This window comes from Arenibacter sp. F20364, assembly GCF_023015905.1.
In the GTDB taxonomy this organism is placed as follows: domain Bacteria; phylum Bacteroidota; class Bacteroidia; order Flavobacteriales; family Flavobacteriaceae; genus Arenibacter.
On sequence record NZ_JALKBD010000006.1, the window covers coordinates 199121 to 225570 of the forward strand.

The 26450-nt window shown below is 38.7% G+C and carries 20 protein-coding genes; 14 read left to right on the forward strand and 6 right to left on the reverse strand.

Features of this window, described 5'->3' with window-relative positions; translation table 11 throughout:
- The first annotated feature begins 77 nt into the window (after positions 1-77).
- A complete protein-coding gene (locus MWU84_RS07065; RefSeq protein WP_246899945.1) occupies positions 78-1709 on the forward strand; it encodes a S8 family peptidase in 1632 nt (543 codons plus the stop codon).
- A 77-nt stretch (positions 1710-1786) separates the two neighbouring features.
- Positions 1787-3655 (forward strand): M1 family metallopeptidase, encoded by a 1869-nt coding sequence (locus tag MWU84_RS07070; protein ID WP_246899947.1) that lies wholly within the window; start codon positions 1787-1789, stop codon positions 3653-3655.
- 36 nt (positions 3656-3691) lie between these two features.
- On the opposite strand, the gene MWU84_RS07075 is transcribed toward MWU84_RS07070, so the two are convergent.
- Positions 3692-4909 (reverse strand): succinylglutamate desuccinylase/aspartoacylase family protein, encoded by a 1218-nt coding sequence (locus tag MWU84_RS07075; protein ID WP_246899948.1) that lies wholly within the window; start codon positions 4907-4909, stop codon positions 3692-3694.
- Positions 4906-6756 (reverse strand): CBS domain-containing protein, encoded by a 1851-nt coding sequence (locus tag MWU84_RS07080; RefSeq protein WP_246899950.1) that lies wholly within the window; start codon positions 6754-6756, stop codon positions 4906-4908. The genes MWU84_RS07075 and MWU84_RS07080 overlap by 4 nt, the downstream gene beginning before the upstream one ends.
- 118 nt (positions 6757-6874) lie before the next feature.
- Between MWU84_RS07080 and rnpA the strand changes: the two genes are divergently transcribed.
- Positions 6875-7258 (forward strand): ribonuclease P protein component, encoded by a 384-nt coding sequence (rnpA, locus tag MWU84_RS07085; RefSeq protein WP_246899952.1) that lies wholly within the window; start codon positions 6875-6877, stop codon positions 7256-7258.
- 11 nt (positions 7259-7269) lie between these two features.
- Positions 7270-8898: a S41 family peptidase gene (locus MWU84_RS07090; protein WP_246899955.1), complete on the forward strand. Its 1629-nt coding sequence runs from the start codon at positions 7270-7272 to the stop codon at positions 8896-8898.
- 38 nt (positions 8899-8936) lie between these two features.
- Here the strand turns inward: MWU84_RS07090 and MWU84_RS07095 are convergent, their stop codons facing one another.
- Complete coding sequence (locus MWU84_RS07095) at positions 8937-10043, reverse strand: DUF5009 domain-containing protein (RefSeq protein WP_246899960.1); 1107 nt, start codon at positions 10041-10043, stop codon at positions 8937-8939.
- A 414-nt stretch (positions 10044-10457) separates the two neighbouring features.
- Between MWU84_RS07095 and MWU84_RS07100 the strand changes: the two genes are divergently transcribed.
- The 6 genes from MWU84_RS07100 (at position 10458) to MWU84_RS07125 (ending at position 18379) form a co-directional block, all read left to right on the forward strand.
- Complete coding sequence (locus MWU84_RS07100; RefSeq protein ID WP_246899963.1) at positions 10458-11117, forward strand: SGNH/GDSL hydrolase family protein; 660 nt, start codon at positions 10458-10460, stop codon at positions 11115-11117.
- 301 nt (positions 11118-11418) lie between these two features.
- The gene (locus tag MWU84_RS07105; RefSeq protein WP_246899965.1) at positions 11419-13542 is read left to right on the forward strand and encodes a PQQ-binding-like beta-propeller repeat protein; all 2124 of its coding nucleotides are present in this window, start codon (positions 11419-11421) and stop codon (positions 13540-13542) included.
- Between the two features lie 29 nt (positions 13543-13571).
- Positions 13572-14633 carry a Gfo/Idh/MocA family oxidoreductase gene (locus tag MWU84_RS07110; protein WP_246899968.1) on the forward strand — a complete coding sequence of 354 codons (1062 nt, stop codon included), beginning with the start codon at positions 13572-13574 and terminating at the stop codon, positions 14631-14633.
- A gap of 167 nt (positions 14634-14800) precedes the next feature.
- A complete protein-coding gene (dgoD, locus tag MWU84_RS07115; protein WP_246899971.1) occupies positions 14801-15961 on the forward strand; it encodes a galactonate dehydratase in 1161 nt (386 codons plus the stop codon).
- Positions 15962-16026: 65 nt separating this feature from the next.
- On the forward strand, positions 16027-17349 hold the full coding sequence (locus tag MWU84_RS07120; RefSeq protein WP_246899975.1) for a GntP family permease: 1323 nt from the start codon (positions 16027-16029) through the stop codon (positions 17347-17349).
- A gap of 1 nt (position 17350) precedes the next feature.
- On the forward strand, positions 17351-18379 hold the full coding sequence (locus tag MWU84_RS07125) for an SMP-30/gluconolactonase/LRE family protein (RefSeq protein ID WP_246899978.1): 1029 nt from the start codon (positions 17351-17353) through the stop codon (positions 18377-18379).
- 7 nt (positions 18380-18386) lie between these two features.
- On the opposite strand, the gene MWU84_RS07130 is transcribed toward MWU84_RS07125, so the two are convergent.
- Positions 18387-19589, reverse strand: a complete 1203-nt coding sequence (locus MWU84_RS07130) for an SH3 domain-containing C40 family peptidase (RefSeq protein ID WP_246899982.1) — start codon at positions 19587-19589, stop codon at positions 18387-18389.
- A gap of 357 nt (positions 19590-19946) precedes the next feature.
- Between MWU84_RS07130 and MWU84_RS07135 the strand changes: the two genes are divergently transcribed.
- On the forward strand, positions 19947-20321 hold the full coding sequence (locus MWU84_RS07135) for a hypothetical protein (RefSeq protein ID WP_246899984.1): 375 nt from the start codon (positions 19947-19949) through the stop codon (positions 20319-20321).
- A gap of 75 nt (positions 20322-20396) precedes the next feature.
- On the opposite strand, the gene MWU84_RS07140 is transcribed toward MWU84_RS07135, so the two are convergent.
- Both MWU84_RS07140 and rpiB read right to left on the reverse strand, forming a co-directional pair.
- Entirely contained in the window at positions 20397-20840 is a 444-nt protein-coding gene (locus tag MWU84_RS07140; RefSeq protein ID WP_246899999.1) for a GNAT family N-acetyltransferase, read from the reverse strand.
- 261 nt (positions 20841-21101) lie between these two features.
- On the reverse strand, positions 21102-21533 hold the full coding sequence (gene rpiB / locus MWU84_RS07145; RefSeq protein WP_246899988.1) for a ribose 5-phosphate isomerase B: 432 nt from the start codon (positions 21531-21533) through the stop codon (positions 21102-21104).
- 654 nt (positions 21534-22187) lie between these two features.
- On the opposite strand from rpiB, the gene rnr reads away from it, so the two are divergent.
- From rnr to MWU84_RS07160, 3 genes are all read left to right on the forward strand, one after another.
- The gene (rnr, locus tag MWU84_RS07150) at positions 22188-24377 is read left to right on the forward strand and encodes a ribonuclease R (RefSeq protein WP_246899991.1); all 2190 of its coding nucleotides are present in this window, start codon (positions 22188-22190) and stop codon (positions 24375-24377) included.
- A 156-nt stretch (positions 24378-24533) separates the two neighbouring features.
- Entirely contained in the window at positions 24534-25217 is a 684-nt protein-coding gene (locus tag MWU84_RS07155) for a head GIN domain-containing protein (protein ID WP_246899994.1), read from the forward strand.
- A gap of 13 nt (positions 25218-25230) precedes the next feature.
- Positions 25231-25893 (forward strand): LysE family transporter, encoded by a 663-nt coding sequence (locus tag MWU84_RS07160; RefSeq protein WP_246899996.1) that lies wholly within the window; start codon positions 25231-25233, stop codon positions 25891-25893.
- The last annotated feature ends 557 nt before the right edge of the window (positions 25894-26450 follow it).

Below are 26450 nucleotides of genomic sequence, written 5' to 3' on the forward strand. Positions count from 1 at the left end.
GCAGACCAAGGCTGCATAAAAAGCTTTTTAGCTAAATATCCACTTAATAAGACATTCTAATTAAACACTATAAATAAATGACACTAACATTGAATAGAACTATTTTGGCCGTATCGGCCTCTATTTTACTTTATGGCTGTGGTAGCACTGCCCTAGTTTCCACACCCATTGAAAATATTGATACCCTACCTCTAAAAATATCGGAATTAACCGAAGCGGAAAAAAAGAATTGGGGACATACAGACCTACTTACCGATACTATTCCAGGGATGAGCGTAGATAAGGCATACGCCGAAATAATCGGGAATAAAAAAGGGGAAAAGGTAATAGTCGCTGTGCTGGATTCAGGGATGGACCTTACCCATGAGGATTTGGTAGATGTCCTTTGGGTAAATAAGGCAGAAATTGCAGGAAACAATAAGGACGATGACAATAATGGCTATGTAGACGACATACACGGCTACAACTTTCTGGGTGAGTCCTACAACGAACAATTGGAAATGGCCAGAATTGTGGGCAAAAAATTAGGGGATGCAACCCTTCAGGCCAAGGCCAAAAGCGACCTGGACAAGGATTATCAAAAAGCCCTTCAAAACAAAGGGCAGTACGAACAAATACTGCAAGCAGTACAAAATGCGGATGAAGAGGTAAAAGAGCTTCTTGGAAAGGATAGCTATACCAAAAAAGACTTGACAGAAATTAAATCTGAAGACGAGACCATGCAGAGAAACGTTAGTATTTTAATGCAAATGTTGAGCATAAAGGATACTATTCCAGAGGTACTTTCAGAACTTAAAGATGGCATTAAACATTTTACCGATCAGCTAAACTATAATCTCAATGTAGATTTTGATGGTAGAAAAATGGTAGGGGATGATCCTTATAATTATGACGATAGGGGCTACGGCAACGGAAATCCCAAAAACAGGGTTGATGATGAAAGTCATGGAACCCACGTTGCCGGTATTATTGCAGCAAAAAGAAATAATGGCCTTGGTGCCAACGGGGTGGCGAACAATGTTGAAATTATGAGTATCAGGGCCGTTCCCAATGGTGATGAATACGATAAGGATATTGCTTTGGGAATACGTTATGCCGTGGATAACGGAGCCAAAATTATTAACGGAAGTTTTGGAAAAGCCTATTCCCCAAATGCTGAATGGGTATATGACGCCATAAAATACGCAGCTGACAATGATGTCCTTTTTGTACATGCGGCAGGAAATTCAGGCGACGATCTTGATGACCCAAATAACCCAAATTTCCCCAACGACCAAATCAATAACGGACCTGAAATGGCAGATAATGTGATTACTGTAGGTGCTTTAACAAGCAAATATGGTTCAGAAATGGTAGCCACATTTTCTAATTATGGCATTATAAACGTAGATGTCTTTGCCCCTGGTGATGATATATATTCTACCATGCCCAACGATGAATACGATTTTCAGGGAGGTACTTCAATGGCCGCACCAGCGGTTGCAGGAGTTGCTGCCCTGGTTAGATCTTATTATCCAAAATTAACAGCATCCCAAGTAAAGGCAATTTTGCTAAATTCAGGACTTACAACAAAATCCAAAGTAGTGGTTTCAGGAGATACCTCCATGGCCATGGATTTTCAAAAAATCTCCAAATCAGGTAAAATGGTCAACGCATACAATGCCTTAATAATGGCAGATGCGGTGTCTAGAGGGAAAGTAAAACTTTAATGGATAAATGATATTTAAGGGACAGCTTAAAACCATTGGCCGTCTTTGACCCATTACAAACTATATAGATTGAATGTATGAGACATAACAAAGGACTTTTTATTGGTTTAGTTGTTGCCGTTCTATGGGTAACAGCAACCCTTGAGGCACAAAACAATACCTCCTATTGGCAACAAAATGTAGATTATTCCATGGATGTAAACGTGGACGTTGAAAATTATCAATATAAAGGAACCCAAAAATTGGTCTATACCAATAACTCTCCCGATGCGCTAAGCCGGGTGTATTATCACCTTTTTTTCAATGCCTTTCAACCTGGCAGCGAAATGGACATGCGTTTACAAAGTATTGCTGATCCAGATGGTAGAATGATGACAGACGGAAAAAGCAGAATTGCAAGCCTTAGCCCAGAAGAAATTGGCTTTCTCCGTGTTACTTCCCTGAAACAGGACAACCAAGCGGTTTCCTATGTGGAAGAAGGTACAATATTAGTTGTTGAGTTAAATAAGCCTATTCCTGCTGGTGGACAAACTACTTTTGAAATGACCTTCAACGGGCAAATACCTTTGCAAATAAGGCGGAGTGGTAGAAACAGTAGTGAAGGCGTGGCGTTGTCCATGAGCCAATGGTACCCAAAAATAGCAGAATACGATTTTGAAGGCTGGCATGCAGATCCCTATATAGCCCGTGAATTTCATGGGGTATGGGGCAATTTTGATGTAAAGCTTACCTTGGATAAAAAATATGTGGTAGGGGGTACCGGTTATTTACAAAACCCTGAAGAAATAGGGCATGGTTATGAAACTCCGGGATCAAAAATAAAAAAGACCAAGGGCAAAACACTTACTTGGCATTTTAAGGCCCCCATGGTGCACGATTTTATGTGGGCCGCAGATCCAGACTATATACACGATACCCTTCAAGTGGAAAATGGTCCAATGCTACATTTTTTCTATAGGAACGATAAGGAAATTATAGAAAATTGGAAAAAACTTCAGCCAAAAACAGCGGAGGCCATGCAGTTCTTCAATAAAAATATTGGGGAGTATCCCTATGAACAATATTCGGTGATACATGGAGGTGATGGTGGCATGGAATACGCCATGAGTACCCTTATCACCGGAGGTCGAAATTTTGGAAGCCTGGTAGGTGTTATGGTGCATGAAATGGCCCATTCCTGGTTTCAACACCTTTTGGCCACCAATGAATCCAAACACGAATGGATGGATGAAGGTTTTACCACCTTTATTTCGAGTTTATGTATGGACCAAATCATGAACCAAAAAAAGGATAATCCCTTTGCAAGTTCCTATCAAGGATATTATAATTTGGTGGCATCCGGCAAGGAACAACCCCAAACGACACATGCCGATAGATACGCATTAAATTTTGCCTACGGGGTTGCTGCCTACAGTAAAGGAGCTATCTTCTTATCGCAATTGGGCTATATCATAGGCCAGGATAAACTTATGGAAACCTTGAGAAAATATTATCAAGACTTTAAATTTAAACACCCCACCCCAAACGATATAAAAAGAACCGCCGAAAAGGTCTCCGGAATGGAGTTGGACTGGTACCTGACAGATTGGACCCAAACGACCAACACCATAGATTATGGCATTAAGGCGGTGGAGGCAGATGGACAAAAAACCAAGGTTAGCATGGAGCGTATAGGCCTTATGCCCATGCCCATAGACATTTTGGTATTGTACAATGATGGTACGCAAGAAACATTTTATGCCCCCTTGCGTATGATGTATGGAGAAAAAGAGAATCCATACCCCAATTTAAAACGAACCCTTTTACCAGATTGGCCCTGGGCATATTCCAACTACGACTTTATTGTGGATAAACAGCTTAGCAACGTAAAGGCTATCGTATTGGATCCATCCCAGTTAATGGCGGATGTGAATGAAGAAAACAATGTTTGGCAAGCCCAAGAGTAAGAAATAGAAAATTATTAAATCCGTTTAAGATGGCATTTAAAATCCATTTTCAACGGATTTTTTATTTCGATACCACCACTTTCCACTATACATGGCGTTCTTAGCTGTAGCTTCCCTACTGGTCATTAAAATTTCACTTTTATTAATTACCCTATTACGATAACCCAACAGGTGGAAAAGAGGTTTTGCCATAAATCTGGCAGTCCTTTCATTCACCAATAAGGTGCCTTTTTTCTTGTCTGCCCAGGAAACCCCCGGTAAAAGGGGTAACAAAGCGGGCATTCTTATTTTTCGCAATCCGGCAGATAACCATAAGGCAAGTGTAGGTATCTTCCTTATCAGAAAAAACCCATCCTCTCCCTGACTTTGGTACAATGGCATAAAAATCCCGGATTCTTGTAGTGCCAATACCGCTTTTTTGTTGTGCTCTGCCAATACTTTTCCTTTAGGTACAGTTTCAAAACTCTGGAATCCGGGCAACATATGAAATTCATCCCCGGAACCGAGGGGATGTCTGTAAATTATCTCAAAAAAGCTGGCATTCTTCATGGCCGAATTTTGTAGTTGAAGGTAATATTCTTCAAAACCATTAATATCCGATCTTTTAATTGCCTCACCATAAACCAGCGCCAACCACATAAAAGCTATACTATTGTCGATCGCTTCCTGAGCCGTGTGCTGACCAGATTCAAAACCAACGGACAAGTAGCCCTGTTGATTGATATAGCTTAGTAGAGGGCCCTCTAAATACTCTTCTATCCCCAAAATGATAGGCACAGGAAAAAGCTTGGAAAACTTCCGATTGATCATGGCATCATTAATGGTAATAAATGGCAGGGTCTTACTGGAGGTGGTATGGAAATCAATAAAATAAAATGGCCCCGATTCTGTGTCAAGAATAACCGACAGGACCTTATGGATGGATAACAACTCCTTGTCCTCATTAAGGAGTTTATCTTTGGCTTTGCTATTAATTTTCTCTATTTTTTCGTCGGTCCATAATCTGTTAAGGTCAAGATCCAAAAATCTTTTCCCAGCCAATAATGCAGAAACGTTACCGCGTATGCCATAAATACTACCATTTACAGAAATCCCTTCTTCCTTTATCCTAATAAAAACCTCTTGTATTGCCTTCTCCCCTGAAGGCTCGTTGCCATGAATACCCCCAAAGAATATCATGGTAGGTCCTTCTTCACTACCTTTTACATGACCAATGATACGACTATTGCCTAGATGCTGGTCCATTCCAATCATAAGTCCTTAGTTGTAATAATCCCGATCAATTTTTTGCCGTTTACCACAGGCAGGCAATTTATACCTTTAGATTCCATTAGGGTCTTTGCCCTGTTCATGCTTTCCTCCTCGGTTATAGTAATAAGTTCTGTTTTCATAAAATCCTTTATAGGCCCTTCAAATTTGTCCGGATGCTTCAAATACTCTTGAAGGTCGGTCCAAGTCAACAATCCAACCAAATTTAAATCATCATTTAGAATAGGTACGTGGTGAATATTTTTCCACTGCATCATTTTCAACACCAATTCCGAACTATCACTATCCTGTGCCGTAATGGTTCGTACGTTCATAATCTGGTATACTTTCCTTTCCTTTTTGTTTATTGTAAATTCATCCCCTCTTGGCAATTGCCAAGCATCCACGGAATATCCCTTTTGTTGGCCTTGGTACATTTTCGCCGTTAATACGCTCAGGGCGTCCGGAACCTTAAATGCCTTTCTAAGTTTTCTATAGCTATTAATCGTCCATCTAGAACCATTGGAAGTCGCAATCCTATTTTCTATAATTTTTAAATAATGCTCGGCATCTTTAGGGGCCACACCCATACTGTAAAGTCCCTTATATGCCATTGGCAAAAAGTGATCCAGCAGTAACTGCTGACTGGAAAGCAGTTGTCCATCCCAATAAAATTGGGCGGCCATACCATATCTGGCGGCATTGAAAAAATTACTTTTTGCATCCTTAAAATCCATCTTGGTATGAATGGCATTAAATTTCCTGGGCCTTCCCATCATTACTCCTACCCATAGCATCATATTCGCAATTTCGTCCTCTGTAGTAGGTCCGGATGGGATATACCTGTTCTCAATTCTAATATGGGGTCTGTCATTGGAAAGACCATAGCAGACACGATTCCAGGTATATACTGTTCCGTTATGCAGTGAAAGTGCCTTCAATTTTGGTATTTTTCCCTGTTTCAATTCGTTCAAACTATCCACAACGGCATTGGAAGTTAGTAGACTTCTAAAGCCAGTAATGGATTCTTTAAAATAATCCACAACCGTTCCCTTTGCCCAGTTATTTCCAAAGTTAACCCTGGGCTCACTTTCATTCAATAAAAAGTTACTGGCCCTGGTATCCACACTTTGCGTAAATAGGGCAATTCTAGTCTCCTCCCACAATTCCCGCCCAAAGAGCATAGGGGAGTTGGTACAAATGGACAGGATGGGCCCGGCTATGGCCTGGGACCAATTATAGGTATCCTCAAAATCATATGGATCAATTTGAAGATGCAATTGAAAACTGGTATTACACCCTTCGTACAATACGGAATCGTGGCGAATATTCAACTCATCAACTCCCTTTATATGAATTTCTATATCATTATTTCTTATTTCCTTTATTACCTCGTTCAAAATCTTATATCGTGGTATAGGAGTCAAATATTCAATATTCAGATGCTTATTGGAAATAGTGGGTAAAATTCCGCACAGAATAATTTTGTTGGCATATTCCTCGGCCACCTTATTCGCTTTTGCCAATAAATGGTCTAACTGTAAGTGCATTTCCGAAAAGCAGTTCCCCGATAATGGAATTGGATCTAAATTAATTTCGAGGTTATATAATGCCAATTCGGTGGTGAAATGGGGATCATCTATTTTTCCCAGAACTTCCAATGCCTTATTGGACGGTTGCCATGATTCATCTACCAAACAAAATTCCTGTTCTGCCCCAATCCTAATCGGACTGAGCTCGAACATCTTATTATCAAGAATTTGCCCCAAGGCTTCTATATCCGCCAACAACTGTTTAATATATTTTGCCTTGTGCGGGTTGTTCCTCAATTTATCAACATGCAATTCTCCCATAAATCCCTTATTAATAGTTTTGTAAAAAATATGACCTAAGATAAGGTCTAAGTGGATTTTGAACTATGATGATTGTCATATCCGATAACTGTGGTTTTTATTTTACATTTACGCCAGCATGTCATTTAGGTTCCCAAAAAAAGAAAAACTAAAGAGCAAAAAACTAATTGAACAGTTGTTTGCAGAAGGAATTGGTATTACCAGTTACCCTATTAAACTTGTTTATCTTAAAACCAGACATGAAGATGATTCCAAATGCAAGGTTGGGGTAACCGCGTCCAAAAGAAATTTTAAAAGTGCCGTAAAAAGAAATCGTATCAAAAGACTGTTGCGGGAAAGCTATAGGTTAAACAAACACTTAATTTTTAACAACATAGAGGGCGAGTTTGCGTTTATGTTTTTATACCTTGGTAAGGAGATGCCCTCGCAATCCAGAATAACAGATGCCATGATTCCTTTGATGCGGAAATTTGTAAATGAAATTGCAAAGGGTAGCAAATAACTTATGAACTGATGAAAGAGATATTAAAAAAGCGGGTACTTATTCCCATTATAGCTATAGCCTTATTGATTGCAGGTAGTAGTTTTAAGGGCGATTTTTTTGAGATTGCCAAACAGATCGAAATTTTTACAACCCTGTTCAAAGAATTGAACATGAACTACGTGGATGAAACCAATCCTGCGGAATTAATGGATACGGCCATAAAGAATATGTTGGAAGATCTGGATCCCTATACCAAGTTCCTCAACGAGCAAGACGTAGAGTCGTTTAAAATAAACAATGCAGGCGAATATTCCGGTATAGGGGCCGTAGTACGAAGTTACAAAGATAAAGTAGTTATTATTGAACCTTACAAAGGTTATCCAGCAGACAAGGCAGGGTTAAAGGCCGGGGATGAAATCATTAAGATAGGTGATATTGCCATAGCCGACATTAAGGATGACGCCGACGAGCTTTTAAAAGGAGCCAACAACACCAGTGTAGGCATCACCTACCTTAGGCAGGGAGAAACCAAGTCTACCACCGTGAACAGGGAATCTATAGAAGTAGATGCGGTACCCTATTATAAGATGATTAAGGAAAACACTGGTTATATTGTTTTGTCAAAATTTAATAAAAAGGCTTCAGAACAAACAAAGGAAGCTCTTCTTAACCTAAAAAACGATGGTGCCCAAAAAATTATTCTGGACCTTAGGGATAATCCTGGGGGCCTTTTGACTGAAGCCATTAATGTAACCAATCTTTTTATTCCAAAAGGCGAACTTGTAGTAACCACCAAATCCAAGGTCAAGAAATTCAATAGGGAGTACAAAACTACAAACCAACCCGTGGATACAGAAATACCATTGGTTGTCTTGGTCAATGGCAGAAGTGCCTCGGCCAGTGAAATTGTCTCCGGAAGTCTACAGGATTTGGACCGTGCCGTTATAGTAGGTGCAAGAAGTTTTGGCAAAGGATTGGTACAACGCCCTTTAAAACTTACTTATGGTACACAGCTAAAGGTAACCATCTCTAGATATTACACGGCATCCGGCAGATGTATTCAGTCTTTGGATTATTGGAATAGGGATGAGAAAGGAAATGCGGTGAAAAACACCCAGTTTAGGGATTTCAAAACCAAAAATGGGCGAAAAGTCCAAGATGGGGGCGGTGTTTTGCCAGATATAGAAATTGCCGCAGCCAAAACAAATACCCTAACCCAAGCCCTACTATCCGGCAATGTTATTTTCGACTACGCTACGGATTTCTATTATAGCAACAAGGTGGAAAATGTATTGGACTTCAGTTATAAGGATAGTGATTTTGAGTCTTTTAAAAATTATGTTTCCAAAAGTAATTTTGATTTTGAAACCAAGGCCGAAAAGGCCCTGAAAGAGGCCATGTCCGGCGAGGAAAGCGCCTTATTTGGCAATGGGGTTACGGAACAGTATAAGGCACTGTTATTGGAGATGGATAAAAGCAAACTAATGGCATTGGATAAATACAAAGAGGAAATCCAAAAGAATTTGGAAGATGAAATTCTTAAACGCTATTTCTACAGGGAAGGTCTTTATGACTACCATTTACAAAATGACGAGGCTATTATGACCGCTACCGTCCTATTAAATGACAATGGCAAATACATGAATATTCTAAAATAAGAAGATCTATGTCCAATAATACCAAGGATATTGAACCTTTAAATCTTAAAGTAAACCTTCTTTTGATCCAAAAAGTAGGTGATATACCAAAACATAAAGAGGACAAACAAGGAATTTATTACCAATATTAAACCTTCCTCCACGCCCATGGGAGCCAATATTCCTTCGGTAAAAATAAGCCCAAAACTCCTAAACCACTGAGCCCCTACGGTTTCAGCGAACAAATAAATAAATATGGAGTTGGTCCCTACCACAGAAAAAATCTTCAGCCATTTGTTCTTATGGTCCTTAATGTCTATCCACCAATAAAACAAGGCCAAGGCCAACAAGGCCCAACCCCCGGAAGCCAAGGTAAAAGAGGTGGTGGCTATTCTTTTAATAATGGGCGTTATTCCCAACAGATCCATCCCGTAGCCCAATAAAAGTAAAGCCGATCCCCACATTAATAAAGGATTTAATTTCTCCTTGGCAGATTTATTGAAAAGTAACAATTGACCACAAATTACCCCCATTACCGTATGGACCGCAGTAGGTAAAAAGTTTATGAAAACCCAGCCCCCGCCGTTAATTTTTCCCATCACCAACATATCTACCCAAGACCCAAAACTCTGCCCTTGATTGTATGGGTCCTGTGGATTATAGACGCGATATAGAATTTCGGTAAGTACCAAAATTCCAAGGCATATAAAAATCTGGGTTCGGTGCGGAAGATTCATGATTGCGTAAGCTATAAGAATAGTAAAGGCCAATTGCACCAAAACGTTCCATAATTCCCAAACCAATGCATGACTATACACACAGTGCAACAATACCCCAAAACCAAAAAGTAAAAAACATCTTCTCAAAATATGTTGGGTAGCGGCCTTACGGGTTCCGCTGGCCAGACGCTTTCTTAGTGAAAATGGCATAGCCACACCCACAATAAACATAAAAAAAGGCTGAATAAGATCCCAAAACCGCAAACCGTTCCAAGGATGGTGGTGCAACTGTTCCGCCAACGGGTGCAAAACGGCATTATTCTCCGTATAGTCCCCAAAGCTCCCATGAAACCCAGCAGCTTCTGCAATTAGTAAAAACATGGTTAATCCGCGAAATACGTCCAGGGAAAATAACCTCTTGGAAAGGTTGGTCGATTCGATTGTCATTTTGTATGTGGTTGATTATTTGGCAACAACAATGTAGTGATTTTCTATTGACATTCATAAAATATTATTAATATGCTACAAATTCAACCGTTTATTTCCATTAAATTGAAGAAAAAAAGCAGTAGGAAAAATTACTATCGCCCAACAATTAAATCCACGCTGTGTCTATCAAAAATTACAAAAAGCTTTATTTGTATAAAACGTAAACTACCTCGGGGCAAGCCTGCCTTTATCGGCAGGCAGGCCTGCCAAGCATTGAAAAAACCCTTATTGTAGATTTCGAAACGCACCTGAATGGATTCGGGCAGGCAGGTTTTAATCCCGATTATCGAGTATAAGTTTTGGCTTTCTCCGACAGCATGAATGCCCTATCTGGATTTTTTAATTACTTTTCGTTTTAAAAAGAATAAAAGCATGAAAAACAAGTTTTTACTCCTATTGTCCATTAGTATTTTTCTGTGTCTGGGATACCAACCAAAAGAGCCTAAAATATTGATCATAGGCGACTCCATTTCCATCGGTTATTTCTCAAAGGTTAAGGAAGCACTGGCCACAAAGGCAATTGTAGTGCACAATCCGGGAAATGCCCAACATACTGGAACCGGGCTGGAGAAAATAAAAGATTGGATAGGTCAGGAAGAATGGGATATAATACAATTTAATTGGGGATTATGGGATTTGTGTTACCGCCACCCAGATTCCAAAGTGTATGGAAATCGGGATAAAATTAAGGGTAGCGTAACCCACGATCTACAAACCTATGGACAAAACTTGGAAAAGTTGGTCGGTTTCCTTAAATCCAATACCTCAGCTAAATTGATATTTGTAACAACAACTTATGTTCCAGATAATGAATCAGGTAGATTTTCCGATGATGTGGTCAAGTACAATGCAGTCGCGAAATCGGTAATGAAAAAAAATGGCGTTATTATCAATGATATCTACAAAAAATCCATCGCCATACATCGTAAAAATGGTTTGGGTGATAATGATGTTCATTATAACAAAGAAGGATATAAAGATCTTAGTGAACTAATAGTTCCTTTGCTCAACAAAAACATAAAGAAATTATAGTCTACGAAAAAACCAGAAGCCATCCCATGAGGAATCGGGAGGATCTACTGACAACATTTCGATGCCCGGCTACCCCTTCCGTTCAGTCAAGCGTAAGAACATTTAAATTATCGAAACAAGCTTATAAGGTTTAGACCTATTTATCCCGATTTTCCGCGGGAATAGCTATACAAACTTGTTTAAATTCGTTGCAAAGCAACTTTTTAAAATATAGTTTCACTATTAAAGTATTTGGTAGATTAAAGAAATAATATCAATGTTCTTTAAAAATTAATTAATTTAAGCGATAAAACCACCACCTATGTCGCTTAGTATCGCCAAACATTTGTTGCTCTTGACCACAGCGGCAATTTGTTCAATAAGTTGCCTGGATGAAACTACCTCACAAACCGATTCCAAAAAGTATACTAAATGGGCCTCCTATTTAGGTGGACCAGATCGCAACCATTATTCCACCCTGTCACAAATTAACTTGGACAATGTAACCCAGCTTAAAGTGGCGTGGTCCTACTCGGCTCCCGATAGTGGTCAAATGCAAATGAACCCTATTGTAATCGACACCATTTTGTACGGGGTTACAGCGGCACTAAGGGTAGTGGCATTAGATGCTCGGAACGGAACGGAATTATGGCGTTTTGGGGATTCCTTAAACCTTAAGAATGCTACCAGCCGAGGAGTGGCCTATTGGGAAAAGGATGATGATAAACGTATTCTATTTACCCAAGGAACACATCTTTTTGCCTTGAACGCCATAACAGGTGAGGCTATTTCATCCTTTGGGGAAAATGGTAAAATTGACCTTCACTCAGGATTACCCTCCAGCGCAAAAGATAAGTATGTAGGTTCCAACACACCTGGAACGGTTTATAAGGATTTAATTGTAATGCCGATTCGGCTCTCTGAAGGTCGCGGAGCGGCTCCAGGAGATATTATGGCATTTAATGTTTTGACGGGCCAATTGGAATGGTCCTTCCATACCATACCACATCCCGGTGAGCCTGGTAACGAAACATGGGAAGACCCGGACAGTTATAAGAGCGATATTGTAGGCGCCGCTAACAATTGGGCCGGTATGGCCTTGGATGAAGAAACTGGAATCCTATACGTACCAACAGGATCCGCAGCTCCCGATTTTTATGGTGGCGATAGAAAAGGTAGTAACCTTTATGCCAATAGTTTATTGGCTCTGAACGCACAAACAGGAAAACTCCTTTGGCATTATCAATTCACCCACCATGACCTTTGGGATAGAGATCCACCTGCTCCCCCCAACCTTTTAACCATAAATAGAGCTGGGCAAAAAATTCCTGCAGTAGCTCAAGTAACCAAGCAGGGATATGTATTTCTTTTCAACAGGGATAAAGGAGAGCCTTTGTTCCAAATTGAAGAGATATCGGTACCGCAATCAACCTTGGAAGGAGAAAAAACATGGGCAACCCAACCCTTTCCCTCTAAACCGAAACCTTTTGCAAGGCAATCAAATTTATTGACCGAAAAAGACCTTAGTCCGTACGCCGAAAACAAAGAAGAATTATTGGCCCAGTTCAATAATGCGGACAAAAGAATCTATGCCCCACCTAGTTTAGATCCAGTACTTCTTCTACCTGGATATGACGGTGCTGCAGAATGGGGCGGGGCTGCCGCCGATCCACAAGAAGGCATTTTGTACGTGAATTCCAATGAAATGGCCTGGTTCCTTCAAATGAAAAAAGATACCCTGGATACCAGCATGCCTTTAGGGAAATATACCTATAACAAATATTGTGTTGTATGCCATCAAAAAAATCGTAAAGGCAATGTGGCAAGTGGATATCCATCCCTTGTAAACTTAAAATCGACCCATGGGAAGGAAGCCGTTGCGCTGACCATAAAAATGGGCAAAGGAATGATGACCGGTTTTCCACAAATTAAAGAAGCCGAAATGGACGCTTTGCTGAAGTTTTTGTACGGAGAAGAGCCGTTAGAAGATCACAATAAAAATGAGGCAAAATCAATTGAAACTTCTTTTAAACACACCGGATATAAGAAATTCTTGGACAGCAACGGACTACCTGCCATATCCCCACCATGGGGTACATTACATGCTATAGACCTAAATTCAGGAGATTACCTTTGGTCCATTCCGTTTGGGGAAACTATGACCCTGAAAGAAAAGGGATTTCCACAGACAGGTTCGGAAAATTACGGAGGAGCCATAGTTACCGAAAATGGACTTTTATTTATAGGTGCCACAAAAGATGGCTATTTTAGAGCGTTTAATAAAAAGAATGGGAAATTACTTTGGCAATACCAACTCCCTGCCGCGGCCTTTGCCACTCCCGCCATGTATGAAGTAGAAGGCAAACAGTATATTACCATTGCCTGTGGTGGGGAGAAATTAGGAACCGATAAAGGAAACAAGATTATCGCCTTTTCACTTGAATAAACAATAAAGAAACCTTATAAACTAGGAAAATGAACAAACTAAAAACCCTTGTCGTAGGCTGTGGAAATATGGGTGTTTCCCATGCCAGAGCCTATCATCAACTTCCCGAATTTGAAATAGTTGGACTGGTAAGCCGTAAACCTGAAAGTAGGGAAAAGTTATCCAATGAATTGGGAGGATTAACTACCTATGATAATTTTGATACCGCCCTTAAGGAATCAAAACCAGACGTAGTATCCATAAACACTTATCCGGACACCCATGCCGATTATATTAGAAAAAGTTTAAACGCGGGAGCACATGTATTCGTGGAAAAACCCCTTGCCCTAACCGTAAAGGAAGCTGAGGAACTAGTGGCCATGGCCATGGCAAAAAACAAAAAAATGGTAGTCGGATATATCCTAAGGGTACATCCTTCTTGGACAAAGTTTGTAGAGGTTGCCCGTACCCTTGGCAAGCCCTTGGTAATGAGAATGAACCTAAACCAACAAAGTTCTGGTGATAAATGGTATACCCATAAGCAACTAATGAATTCCATGTCCCCTATAGTAGATTGCGGTGTTCATTATGTGGATATTATGTGTTTAATGACCCAATCTACCCCAATTAGTGTCAGTGCCATTGGCGCTAATTTGTCCAATGAAATTGATGCCAAAATGTACAATTATGGGCAATTACAAGTGCGTTTTAAGGATGGGTCCATTGGCTGGTACGAGGCCGGTTGGGGACCTATGATGAGCGAAACCGCTGTATTTATTAAGGATGTTATAGGCCCAAAAGGAGCTGTTTCCATTTCGGACAAAGCTAAAGATAGTTCACAGGATATAGAGGGACATACAAAAACGGGCAGTTTACAACTTCATCACAGCGAATTAAACAAAGAAGGGAATTTTGTAAAAAAGGACGACTTTATAATAACCGAAGATGAGCCCGATCACGACGGACTTTGTCTACTGGAACAAGAGTTTTTGTTGAATGCAATTATAAATGACCATGATCTTTCATCCCATTTAACGGATGCCATCAACAGTCTAAAAATTGTTCTTGCTGCCGATGAATCCGTACGAACTGGACAAACTGTTATTCTTTAGTATTAAATGTTTAAAAATTTCAAAATTCCATATATTCATAACATTTAGTTATATTTATTTCCTTAAGGTCAGTCCCTAGGGAAAAGACTTTGATCAATCTTAATACCAACCAAAAGAAAAAATATTTTGAATACCCTGTATTGGACCAAAGAATTTTTAAAAGCATTATGAAGGAACAACTTATTATTGAAAAAATTGAACTTTTTAAAGTCCCACCAAGGTGGCTATTTCTTAAGGTAACCACTAAGGAAGGAATCATTGGCTGGGGCGAACCGGTTGTGGAAGGCAAGGCAGATACGGTGGCCGCCTGCGTGAAAGAACTACAACAGTACATCATTGGAAAGTCGGCCACAAATATTGAAGACATATGGCAAATACTTTATCGTGGAGGGTTTTACCGCGGTGGTCCCATCCTAATGAGTGCCATTTCCGGTATTGATCAGGCTCTTTGGGATATAAAGGGAAAATTTCTTGGTGTTCCTGTCTACGATTTATTGGGAGGTGCAGTGCGCCATAAAATGAAAATGTACTGCTGGATCGGAGGAGATCATCCGGAAGTGTTATTGGAACAGGCCCACGAAAAGGTAAAGGCCGGTTTCCAAGCTGTAAAAATGAACGCTACCGGTGGTATGGACTGGATTTCGACCTTGAAAGATGTAAAACAGGTATCCAACAACATTAGATTGTTAAGAGAGGAATTTGGGACCGATTTAGACATAGGGTTGGATTTTCATGGGCGTGTACACAAAGGCATGGTAAAGCGACTTATAGATGAACTTGCTCCCTTTGAACCCATGTTTATTGAAGAACCGGTCCTTAGCGAAAATAATGATTCCCTAAAACATATCTACCCCTACACCAGTATACCCATCGCCACTGGGGAGCGTATGTTCTCTCGTTGGGATTTTAAGAAAATTTTGGAAGAAGGCGTGGTAGATATTATTCAACCCGATCTTAGTCACGCCGGAGGAATATCCGAGGTAAGGCGAATTGCAACTTTGGCGGAAGCCTATGATGTTGCCTTGGCCCCCCATTGCCCATTAGGGCCCATATCTTTGGCCTCAGCATTACATGTAGATTTTGTTTCCGCCAATGCCTTTATTCAGGAAAATAGTATAGGTATCCATTATAATCAAGGGTATGATCTCTTGGATTACGTGCTGAACCCTGAAATTTTTGATATCAAGGATGGATATATAAAGCTTTTTCAAAAGCCTGGCCTAGGTGTTGACATGAATGAAGAAAAATTAAGGGAAGGTCAAAAAATTGGCCATAACTGGTCCAATCCCATTTGGCGGGGACCCGATGGAAACTTTACCGAATGGTAAGTTTATATGTCTAAAAATTACCAATAACCAACCAAATTTAAATAAAACCAACAACCAAAAAGACCATGAGTTACCTTATCGCTTTAGTACTTTCCCTTGCCCTATTAATTGTAGGTATCATTAAATTTAAAGTACATCCCTTTTTTGTACTCCTTTTTTCAGCCATCACCTACGGGTTTATGACGGGAATGGGCATAGAAGCCATAATTGACTCCATAAACAACGGATTTGGGGATATTATGGGCAAAATAGGGCTAATTATTTTGTTCGGTGTTACCATAGGTAAAGTTTTGGAAAAATCAGGCGGAGCTTTTGTAATAGCCTCCAGAATACTAAAGCTTATTGGAGCGAAATCTATTCATTTGGCTATGCTGTTAACTGGGTATATCCTATCCATACCCGTATTTGCGGATAGCGCCCTGCTCATCATGAACCCTTTGAACAAGGTACTCTCCCATAAAGCTGGGGTATCCTTTGCTGGTACCACCGCGGCCCTGGCATTGGGATTAACCGCCTCACATACCATGGTACCACCAACGCCCGGACCTATTGCAGCGGCAGGTATTTTAGGAGCAGATTTGGGAAGTGTTATGATATGGGGATTATTGATCAGTAGTATTTCCCTTGTTGCCTGTTATTTCTTTGCCACCAAATTGGCATCGCGTATCAATGTCCCTATAACACTCGAAGCCGTGACAACACAACAGGAACAACCCGCACTATGGAAATCCCTATTGGCAATTTTAATACCCATTTTACTCATCATATCCAAATCCGTAATGGATTACCCAGAATTCACCTTTCAACCTTCACCTTTTAAGACAATAATATCCTTTTTGGGTACACCTGTAATTGCCCTTTTGGTTGGGGTACTGCTATCACTCGTTTTACCCAAAAAATTGGACGAAAAGATTTTCTCTTCCACAGGTTGGTTTGGAGAATCGCTAAGGGAGGCGGCCCCTATAATTTTTATAACCGGTGCAGGCGGCATTTTTGGAAAGATGTTGCAAAATTCGGGCATTGCAGATACCATTACCTCAGAATTCACGGGGATGGAATTAGGTCTGTTCCTACCCTTTCTATTAGCAGCCTGTCTTAAAACTACCCAGGGTTCATCAACGGTGGCTTTGGTAACCACAGCCTCCATCATAGCCCCGTTAATGCCCGCATTGGGTCTTAGCGATCCCTTTATGGCTACTATGACCGTTTTGTCTATAGGTGCAGGAGCTTCTGTAGTTTCGCACGTAAACGACAGTTTCTTTTGGGTACTTACCCAACTCACTGGAATGAATGTAAAACAAGGTTATCAGATCCAATCGGCAGGAACGTTTGTACTCGGAGGTACTGCCATGGCCGTCATCACTATTATCGTTAAAATAATGCACTAAAATGAAAAAAATAACATCCATTATAATTGGCTCTGCTCTTCTTCTGGGCGCATGCAGGGAATCAAATAAGAAATCAATCCCAGCTGAAACTATATCTTCTCCCTTGTCCATTGAGATTTTGGATGATGAGGCACTGCAGGTTATTGATCCAAAATCTAAAATTGAAATTCTTGCGAGCGGATTTACTTGGACCGAGGGACCCCTATGGATAAAAGACGGCAATTATTTGTTGTTTTCAGACATCCCCAACAATAGAGTATATAAATTGGATCCCAAAAATAACGATACGCTTACCTACTTGCATCCCTCTGGCTTTTCAGGAACCGACTTTACGGGAGAAGAACCAGGATCCAATGGTCTTTTGCTCAATAAAGAAGGGGAATTGGTACTCATGCAACACGGCAATCGCCAGGTTGCTAAAATGAATACCCCTATTAGCTCGCCCAAAGCTGACTTTACTACCTTGGTTTCTTCCTATTTAGGGAAGAAATTGAACAGTCCCAATGACGGTACCTTTGATAATAACGACAACCTCTATTTTACCGATCCTCCCTATGGATTGCCAAAAAGAATGGATGATGAGACCAAGGAATTGGATTTTCAAGGAATTTATTGCCTTAAGGCTAATGGGGAATTAATAATGCTCGACTCCCTTTCACGCCCTAACGGAATAGGAATATCTCCGGATGGTAATGTCCTTTACGTAGCAAATTCAGATCCGGAACATGCTGCTTGGTACCAGTATAAGATTTCGGAACCTGGAAAGGTAACCGATAAAAAACTTTTTTATGAGGTAACAGAACTAATTGGTAAAGAAGGTCAACAAGGTTTGCCCGATGGCCTAAAAATAAATAGTAAGGGTACCTTATTTGCCACAGGACCAGGCGGGGTATGGATCTTTAATCCCAAAGGAAAAGCCTTGGCCAGAATCCATACGGGACAGGCTACGGCCAATTGTGCATTTGATACCGAAGAAAAAAGGCTATATATCACTGCGGATGACTATATAATGGCTGTGGATCTAAAATAAGCTTTGGTCAGTCCTTAAAAACAGGGGTTTTGGCAAGTTCTATCAATCCGTCCTTAGGTTCCTTAAGGTAGCGATTGGAGCGCAAATATCTATTTAGGTTATACTCATCATAGTTAGGGGCATCTTTGTCCATACTGCTTATATGAACCCGTCCGGCAGAGTGGATAAATTCATTGTTGCCGATCCACATCCCCACATGTATGACTCTTTCCTTAGTGGTATCTGTCGCCGGTTTCCCAAAAAACAACAAATCTCCCGGCTCCAACTTATCAAAATCCTTAACCGCATCTATCTCTTTCCCTGTATGTATTTGCTGGGAAGCATCCCTTGGCAAGACAATCCCATTTAGAAAATAAATGGTTTTAGTAAATCCACTACAGTCTACTCCTTTAGTCGATGTACCGCCCCATAGATAAGGGACGCCCATTAAAGTTTTGGAAGTACTTACCAAAGATTCCTGGCTAGGGTCCAATGCAGCCAACCAAGAGTCATAATCCATTGCCTCAGTTTTGTGGACATAAGCCTTTCTGCCATCGGGAAAGGACACATAATAGAACTCCTTTTCCACCCCTAATCGCTCCAAAACTCCTCCTGCAACCATATCGGAAACGACTTGTGTCCCTTTATTGGAATCAGTATAAGAATGCCCTATAGTATTAGTGTAAATTACCTTTGGAGATGATTTCCACTCCGAATATTCTCCTACCGTCAAAGGCATTATACCTCCCCTATCTACCCAGGATAAATATTTGTCCGGCGTCTGGATCAAATACCAATTATCCTCCTCCTTTAAAATTTTAACAGGGGTACCCAAGGTAGCCTGGGTAACCAATTCTGAGGAATGTGATGGTTTGCTGCGCAAGTTGGCCACAGATATTGTAATGAGACCTTGGGTATAACCATTTAAATTCGATGAAGGCAATAATTGAATACTATCTATATAGTTAATATTTTCTTTTGCCAGTTTTTGCTTAAAACTGGCTACGGCATCAGGAAGGTTCGACTCTCCCTTTATTATGGTTTCATTACCTTCTTTTGCAAATTCCATATTAAAAAGAGCAACCCGCTTATCCGGAGCAAATTCCTGTTTTATATCTTCCACCATCACTTTGATGGTTAGCTCATTTTGGTCAACTTTTTGGTCACAGGAAAGGAATAGAAAAATTCCTGTAATCAATAGAAAAATTATTCCATTTCGGCCGTAATTCATGTCAACTAATTTAGGGTTGTAAAACGAAAATTCATTAGGAATCTGGAAAATTATAAAAATTTAAGGATTGCGAGGTAATCCAATTCCTAAAAAATAATTTATAAGCCAAAATTTTGCCCCATTTTAAGCGAGGTAAGAGTATTATCTACCCGATCCGATGAAACTACAAAATACATCATAATTTAGTCCAACCAAGGGGAGTTATATGCAAAATCACCATATACGTTTAATTGCCATTATGGTCATCTAAATTAGAATAGTTTCCCCAACATCAGTTAATCTGTTAAAATCTATTTAAATAACTGTTAATCAGCGTATTTATTTGCTTTTAATCGAATTTTTTCTTAAATTACGATTATGATAAAAATTGAAAAATCAGCAAACGAGGAGTTCATAAAGAAGTCCATTTCCCACTTGGAAGCGCACGGTTTTGAAAAAATCAAGGCGGATATTGAAGGTTATGATTGTCCAAAATCCTATTTAAAAAGAGGTAGCGACACCAAAATTACCCCGGATATTGTGGCCTTAAAGAATGGCAAAAAATACTATTTCGAGATTAGTTTAAAATCGGATAGGCCATTATTATTGAAATCCAAATGGTTGTTTTTGGATACACTAAGCCGAATGAATTCCAATCGTTTTAAAATAATCACCACTAAAGGTCACTATAAGTTTACCGATAATATGTTGGAGGATATTAATTTAAGTGATAAAACACCTATTAAAATATAAATTGGAACAACAATATCTTATACATTGGGAGCTGTAGTTTACAGCTCTTTTTTTATGGAATGAATTTCAACAAGGCTATTCCCTGATCATACCAACATGGGGAATACCATCCTCCAAATACTCCTCACCAACAATATTAAAACCAAGGGAAGTGTAGAACTTTGTCAAATATTTCTGAGCAGAAATATATATAGGTGTAGGACCAAAATTTATATGTATTGTTTCGATGGAAACCTTCATTATTTCCAATCCATAGCCATACTGACGTTCAGATTTCCGAACCACTACCCTACCAATACTTGCTTCCTTAAAATAATATCCCGGTTTAAATACTCGGGTGTAAGCAACAATTCTTTTTTTCTTATAACCAATTATATGAAGGGCCAGCTGATCTTTATAATCCATATCCTGGTATACACAATCTTGTTCAACTACGAATACTTCGCTTCGCAATTGCAAAATATCATACAATTCCTGTGCATCAAGTTCTTGGAAGTTCTTTATTTCTACGTTCATAATTTAGCCCAGTGCAATAATTAAAATAGTTTTCAACTTGTCAAAATACCACAGACTGGATACTTTTAAAAAATCAAGATTACATAAGAAAGCTACATCAACTGATAAATAAATTATGGTAAACTCCTCGGGGCTAGCCTGTCTGGCCGACATAGGCAGGCCCTCCTGAATGGATACGGGCAGGCAGGTTTTAATCTCGATAATCGAGTAAAAACAGGATCTTATTTGATATTCCCGGAAACCATTGGTTTTTAAGCAATTATTTTATTTACAGGGTATTTTCTCTATTCTTCTTTCATGACGGCCACCTTCAAAAGAAGTATCCAAAAATGTTTTCACCATTTCCAAGGCCTGTGGTAAAGAAATAAATCTGGCTGGTAAACTTAATATGTTGGCATCATTGTGTTCCTTGGCCAGTTGTACAATTTCGGTTGTCCAGCATAAAGCAGCCCTTATTTTTTGATATTTGTTGGCCGTCATTGAAACTCCATTGCCACTCCCACAAATAATAATACCCAAATCCACATTTCCGTACTCTACTTCCTTGGCTACAGGATGAACAAAATCAGCATAATCAACACTATCGGACCCGTCGGTACCATGATTCATTACTTCTATACCCCTAGATTTCAGCAATCCAATAATGGCAAGTTTATATTCTGTACCTGCATGATCATTACCTATAGCTATTTTCATTTTTTAAGGATAATTATTATTGAATAAAATAAATTAAAATTTAATAATCTCAGTAATCGTATTCACACAAATGTACAAATACCAATGGTTTCACCACAGAAACTAGGTTATTAACAACAAAAATTTAATAAAAACAGAAAACCATTGTTATTTAGTCGTTTAATAATAATAACTCATTGTTAACAAACTCCTCATAAAAAGTAAATATTAAATTTTTATTTTCCACCTTAATTTTGCTTTACAAAATGTTATCGTAAATGAATAATTTACTTCTTAGATTCTTATAGAAAGATATTAAATAAATAAGAGTAGTAATTAACATTCCCGTAACATTAACTTTTCAATAATTTTATGTTCATATGGGTTGTAAACAAATATTGATAACCCATTTAAAAGCTTGATTTATAATATTTACTAGCTGTATAAATTGTCAATAAACTTATTTAATGGTTTAAAACAAGTTAAAAGGTAAATTTTTATATCCACTATAAACAAGCCATCATAATCACCATTTTATTTAAAATTTTAGAAAAAAGAAAACATATATATAATATAAATGTTGATAACAAGATTTATTTAAGAAGAAGGAAACTTAAAATTAGAATCAAAGGACAATGGATTATAATTCGTAATTTTCCAAAAATAAAAGTATTAATGTCAAAGAAGAATAAGAGAAACAAAAATCAAAGAAAAAACGAAATAACCAGAGGTATTTTCACCGTTCTTGAAAAGGAACCGGAGAAATCTTTTAATTATAAACAAATTGCTGCCAAGATTGGTGTTGTAGATTCCAATGATAGGAACACCCTAATCAAAAGATTGGTTGAACTAAAGGAAAAAAAACGAATTTTGGAAGAGGAAAGGGGTTCATACAAAGCTGTGGCTTCTACCAAAACGTACCATACAGGAACCGTTGATATAACTGGAAGGGGAAATGCCTATATCGTAGTTGAAGGGTTGGATGATGATGTTTTTGTTCCGTTCAATAAGTTAAAAAAAGCTTTTCATAGAGATGTTGTAGAAGTATATATTTTTCCTAGAAGAAAAGGAAAAAAATTGGAGGGGGAAATTACCAAAGTAGTTTCCAGGGATAAGACATCTTTTGTTGGTATCGTTGATATGCAAAAGGATTTTGCTTTTGTACGCCCAACAGATTATAGAATGTATACAGATATTTTTGTTCCTAAGAATAATATTTCCTCAGCCGAGGATGGTGACAAGGTAATTGTAGAAATAAATGAATGGCCAGATAATGTAGATTCCCCTTTTGGAACCATTACTCAAGTATTGGGGAAACCTGGGGAACATAATACCGAAATTCATTCCATTTTGGCCCAATATGGTTTACCGTACGAGTTTCCGGTGGAGGTAGATATGTTTGCCAATACATTGGATACCAGTATAAAAGAGGATGAAATAGCAAAAAGAAGGGACCTAAGGGAAACTTTGACTTTTACCATAGATCCCAAGGATGCCAAAGATTTCGATGATGCCCTATCTTTTAAGATATTAGAAAATGGCAATTATGAGATAGGAGTCCACATTGCAGATGTATCCCATTATTTAATTCCTGATACCATCTTGGATGATGAGGCCTATGATAGGGCAACTTCTGTTTATTTGGTGGACCGGGTGGTGCCTATGTTACCGGAGGTATTATCAAATAATGCCTGTTCCCTTCGTCCTAATGAAGAAAAATATACCTTTTCTGCAATTTTTGAAATTGATGGGAATGCTGTTATAAAGAATGAATGGTTTGGGCGTACCGTAATTAATTCCGATCAAAGATTTGCCTATGAAGAGGCACAACATATTATAGAGACCGGGAAGGGATCAATTCCTATGGAAATATCCATAAGGGATGGTGCTTATACAGTTGGAAATGAGGTAGTTGATGCTACCTTGACAATGGACCGACTTGCCAAGATTATGCGTAGTCAACGTATGCAAGAAGGGGCAATTTCTTTTGATAAATTAGAGGTTCGTTTTAACCTCAACGAAAAAATGGAACCTGAAGGGGTTTATTTTAAGGAATCCAAGGATGCCAATAAGCTAATAGAGGAATTTATGTTGTTGGCCAATAGAAGGGTTGCCCAGTTTATTGGAAAGCAAAAGCCCGTTAAAACTTTTGTCTATAGGGTCCATGATGAACCTGACGAGGATAAATTAATGGCTCTTAATGGTATTATATCACGATTCGGGCACAAGCTAAATTTTAAGGATAAAAAATCTATAAGTAATTCCTTGAATCAACTTTTGGAAAATGTAAAAGGGAAAAAGGAACAGAACTTGGTAGACACTTTGGCCATAAGAAGTATGAGCAAGGCAATTTATACTGTGGATAATATTGGACATTATGGGTTGGCTTTTGATTACTATACACATTTTACCTCTCCTATTAGAAGGTATCCGGATGTAATGGTACACCGTTTATTACAACATTATCTGGATGGTGGGGATACTCCAAAGACAGAACCCTACGAAGTAAAATGTAAGCATTCCTCGGATATGGAAAGTTTGGCGGCAAATGCTGAGCGCGATTCCATAAAATATATGCAGATCAAATTTATGGAAGATCACCAAGATCAAGAGTTTGTGGGTGTAATTTCTGGGGTTACAGAATGGGGTCTCTATGTAGAGATTATCGAGAATAAGTGCGAAGGAATGGTGAGAATTAGGGATATAAGGGATGATTATTATACCTTTGACGAAAAGGAGTACGCTATAGTGGGTGAAAAAACCAAGAAAACCTATCAATTGGGTGATGAAGTTGTAGTGATGGTAAAGAGTACAGATTTGATTAAGCGCCATTTGGATTTTTCCTTAATCGGAAAAAACAACTAAATTTTTGTTTTGGAACGGAATTTGTTTAATTCAATGGGGTAACTCCATAAAGTTAAAGGAATTGTTGCCATTGCATAAATATGTGTTACGGAATTTGTCCGGAAAAAATGTTTTTTGGTTAATTATAATTAGCCTAAAAACTATAGCTCTAAGATAATGGATCAAAAATTAATAGTGATATTTTTGTTACTGCTTGCCACCCAAACATTAAGGTCGCAAAACGAAAAGGTAACTCAGAATTTACAGCCGTTCAAAGAGATTAAGGCTTTTGATGGATTATCCGTGAACCTGATAAAATCCGATGTCAACAAGGCTATAATTACCGGTGCCAATACTAGCAATGTTGCTATTGTTAATAACGATGGCGTTCTTAAGATTAGAATGGAAGTGACTAAGTTATTTAGTGGCTATAGAACTTTTATAGACCTCCATTACACGGAAAAACTTGTTGTTATAGATACCAATGAGGATGCCAGGATTTCATCCAAAGAGTCTATAAAGCAAGATATTTTGGAATTGAAGGCCCAGGAGGGTGGAGAATTGATTATTAGTGCGCAAGTAGATCAAATGCTTATAAAAAGTGTAACTGGAGGTATTATTTCTGCCTCAGGTACTTCCAACATACAAGATGTTCAAATAAATACCGGAGGCGTTTATAAGGGAAAGGATTTTAAAACTAAATTCAGCACCATCAATGTAAATGCCGGATCTAGGGCAGAGGTGTTTGCAAGTGATTATGTAAAGGCGGCAGTAAAGGCTGGTGGGGAGGTTATGGTTTATGGTAATCCGGCCAAAATGGAGGAAAAAACGGTCTTTGGAGGAAAAATTACGAGAATGTAAGTAATAGAATTTTATGATGGAGGATATACAGGCAGCAATTCCATTGGGCTTTTTATTAAGCTTTATGATAGGGCCTGTTTTTTTTGTACTTCTTGAAACCAGTGCCATTAAAGGGTTTAGAGCTGCACTATGTTTTGATATTGGTGTTATTGTTGCCGATGTTATTTTTATTTCCTTAGCCTATTTTAGTAGTTTTCAGTTGTTGGAAAACCTGAGCAATCATCCAGGCCTCTATGTATTTGGAGGGACCATTTTATTGGTTTATGGGCTCACCAATGTATTTAAGAAAGAGTCCGTTAAACAAGAAAACAAAATAAGGATTACCAAGGGAGATTATTTTAGTTTGTGCGTCAAAGGTTTTTTATTGAATTTTATCAATATTGGTGTTTTGGTTTTTTGGCTGGGTATTATTATTGTCGTAGGACCTAGTTTGGATAATGATTCCAATAGAATAATCCTTTTCTTCTCCGCTATGATCGGGGCCTATTTTGTTACTGATATCTTTAAAATATTATTGGCCAAACAATTGCGCAAAAAATTGACCAAACGACGAATTCTTATGGTTAAAAAAGGCATTGGGATAGTCCTTGTTATTTGTGGATTGGTTCTAATAATAAAAGGTTTTCTCCCTAAAGATCAATTGAATATAGAAAAGGGAATTGAACTTATAAAGTAGTGAAAAAAAAGTATTTAGCAGTAAGATATGAGTATCTAGGGTCTGAAACATAGAAAGTTCCACAATAAATTGGTCCTTTGTATTAGTGCAGATAGCCTATAAAAAATCATAGAAATTTGTTTACATAGACGCTACGTTAAGATAAACTGTTTTTTGTCAAGCAAATGTAAATTGCTCTCATAACCTATAAAAAAAGTTATGAAAATCATGTACTGGCAAATTTTTATAATCTTATTATTACTTGGTATTGTTTATCTCCTTTACCGTGTTTTAATGAAATGGTTTAAGTAACCCAAAGTATTGCTACTTTGTACAGTCCTTTTTTTCTCGATGTTTTGATGCAGTGGGGCTACCATTGACGTCTTTATTAATAGTCTCAATATGAATAATATGAATTGGTAACGATAGTCACTTCGACAGAGTCCCTTTTCGGGACGACGAGAAGTCACACATACTGGCCTAGAGCTGGATGTGCGATTTCTCATATGCATTCGAAATGACGATCTGGAAACCTTCAGTTTATAACTCATACCTTTAACTGTCTCTCTACCTGTATC

What these genes read in the sequence shown, in the direction of transcription:
- MWU84_RS07090 (WP_246899955.1), top strand. Translation starts at nt 7,270, where the DNA reads ATGAAAGAGATATTAAAAAAGCGGGTACTTATTCCCATTATAGCTATA.
- MWU84_RS07110 (WP_246899968.1), top strand. Translation starts at nt 13,572, where the DNA reads ATGAACAAACTAAAAACCCTTGTCGTAGGCTGTGGAAATATGGGTGTT.
- rnr (WP_246899991.1), top strand. Translation starts at nt 22,188, where the DNA reads ATGTCAAAGAAGAATAAGAGAAACAAAAATCAAAGAAAAAACGAAATA.
- MWU84_RS07095 (WP_246899960.1), bottom strand. Translation starts at nt 10,043, where the DNA reads ATGACAATCGAATCGACCAACCTTTCCAAGAGGTTATTTTCCCTGGAC.
- MWU84_RS07130 (WP_246899982.1), bottom strand. Translation starts at nt 19,589, where the DNA reads ATGAATTACGGCCGAAATGGAATAATTTTTCTATTGATTACAGGAATT.
- MWU84_RS07125 (WP_246899978.1), top strand. Translation starts at nt 17,351, where the DNA reads ATGAAAAAAATAACATCCATTATAATTGGCTCTGCTCTTCTTCTGGGC.
- MWU84_RS07065 (WP_246899945.1), top strand. Translation starts at nt 78, where the DNA reads ATGACACTAACATTGAATAGAACTATTTTGGCCGTATCGGCCTCTATT.
- MWU84_RS07135 (WP_246899984.1), top strand. Translation starts at nt 19,947, where the DNA reads ATGATAAAAATTGAAAAATCAGCAAACGAGGAGTTCATAAAGAAGTCC.
- rpiB (WP_246899988.1), bottom strand. Translation starts at nt 21,533, where the DNA reads ATGAAAATAGCTATAGGTAATGATCATGCAGGTACAGAATATAAACTT.
- MWU84_RS07070 (WP_246899947.1), top strand. Translation starts at nt 1,787, where the DNA reads ATGAGACATAACAAAGGACTTTTTATTGGTTTAGTTGTTGCCGTTCTA.
- MWU84_RS07120 (WP_246899975.1), top strand. Translation starts at nt 16,027, where the DNA reads ATGAGTTACCTTATCGCTTTAGTACTTTCCCTTGCCCTATTAATTGTA.
- rnpA (WP_246899952.1), top strand. Translation starts at nt 6,875, where the DNA reads ATGTCATTTAGGTTCCCAAAAAAAGAAAAACTAAAGAGCAAAAAACTA.
- MWU84_RS07080 (WP_246899950.1), bottom strand. Translation starts at nt 6,756, where the DNA reads ATGGGAGAATTGCATGTTGATAAATTGAGGAACAACCCGCACAAGGCA.
- MWU84_RS07100 (WP_246899963.1), top strand. Translation starts at nt 10,458, where the DNA reads ATGAAAAACAAGTTTTTACTCCTATTGTCCATTAGTATTTTTCTGTGT.
- MWU84_RS07075 (WP_246899948.1), bottom strand. Translation starts at nt 4,909, where the DNA reads ATGATTGGAATGGACCAGCATCTAGGCAATAGTCGTATCATTGGTCAT.
- MWU84_RS07105 (WP_246899965.1), top strand. Translation starts at nt 11,419, where the DNA reads ATGTCGCTTAGTATCGCCAAACATTTGTTGCTCTTGACCACAGCGGCA.
- MWU84_RS07160 (WP_246899996.1), top strand. Translation starts at nt 25,231, where the DNA reads ATGATGGAGGATATACAGGCAGCAATTCCATTGGGCTTTTTATTAAGC.
- dgoD (WP_246899971.1), top strand. Translation starts at nt 14,801, where the DNA reads ATGAAGGAACAACTTATTATTGAAAAAATTGAACTTTTTAAAGTCCCA.
- MWU84_RS07155 (WP_246899994.1), top strand. Translation starts at nt 24,534, where the DNA reads ATGGATCAAAAATTAATAGTGATATTTTTGTTACTGCTTGCCACCCAA.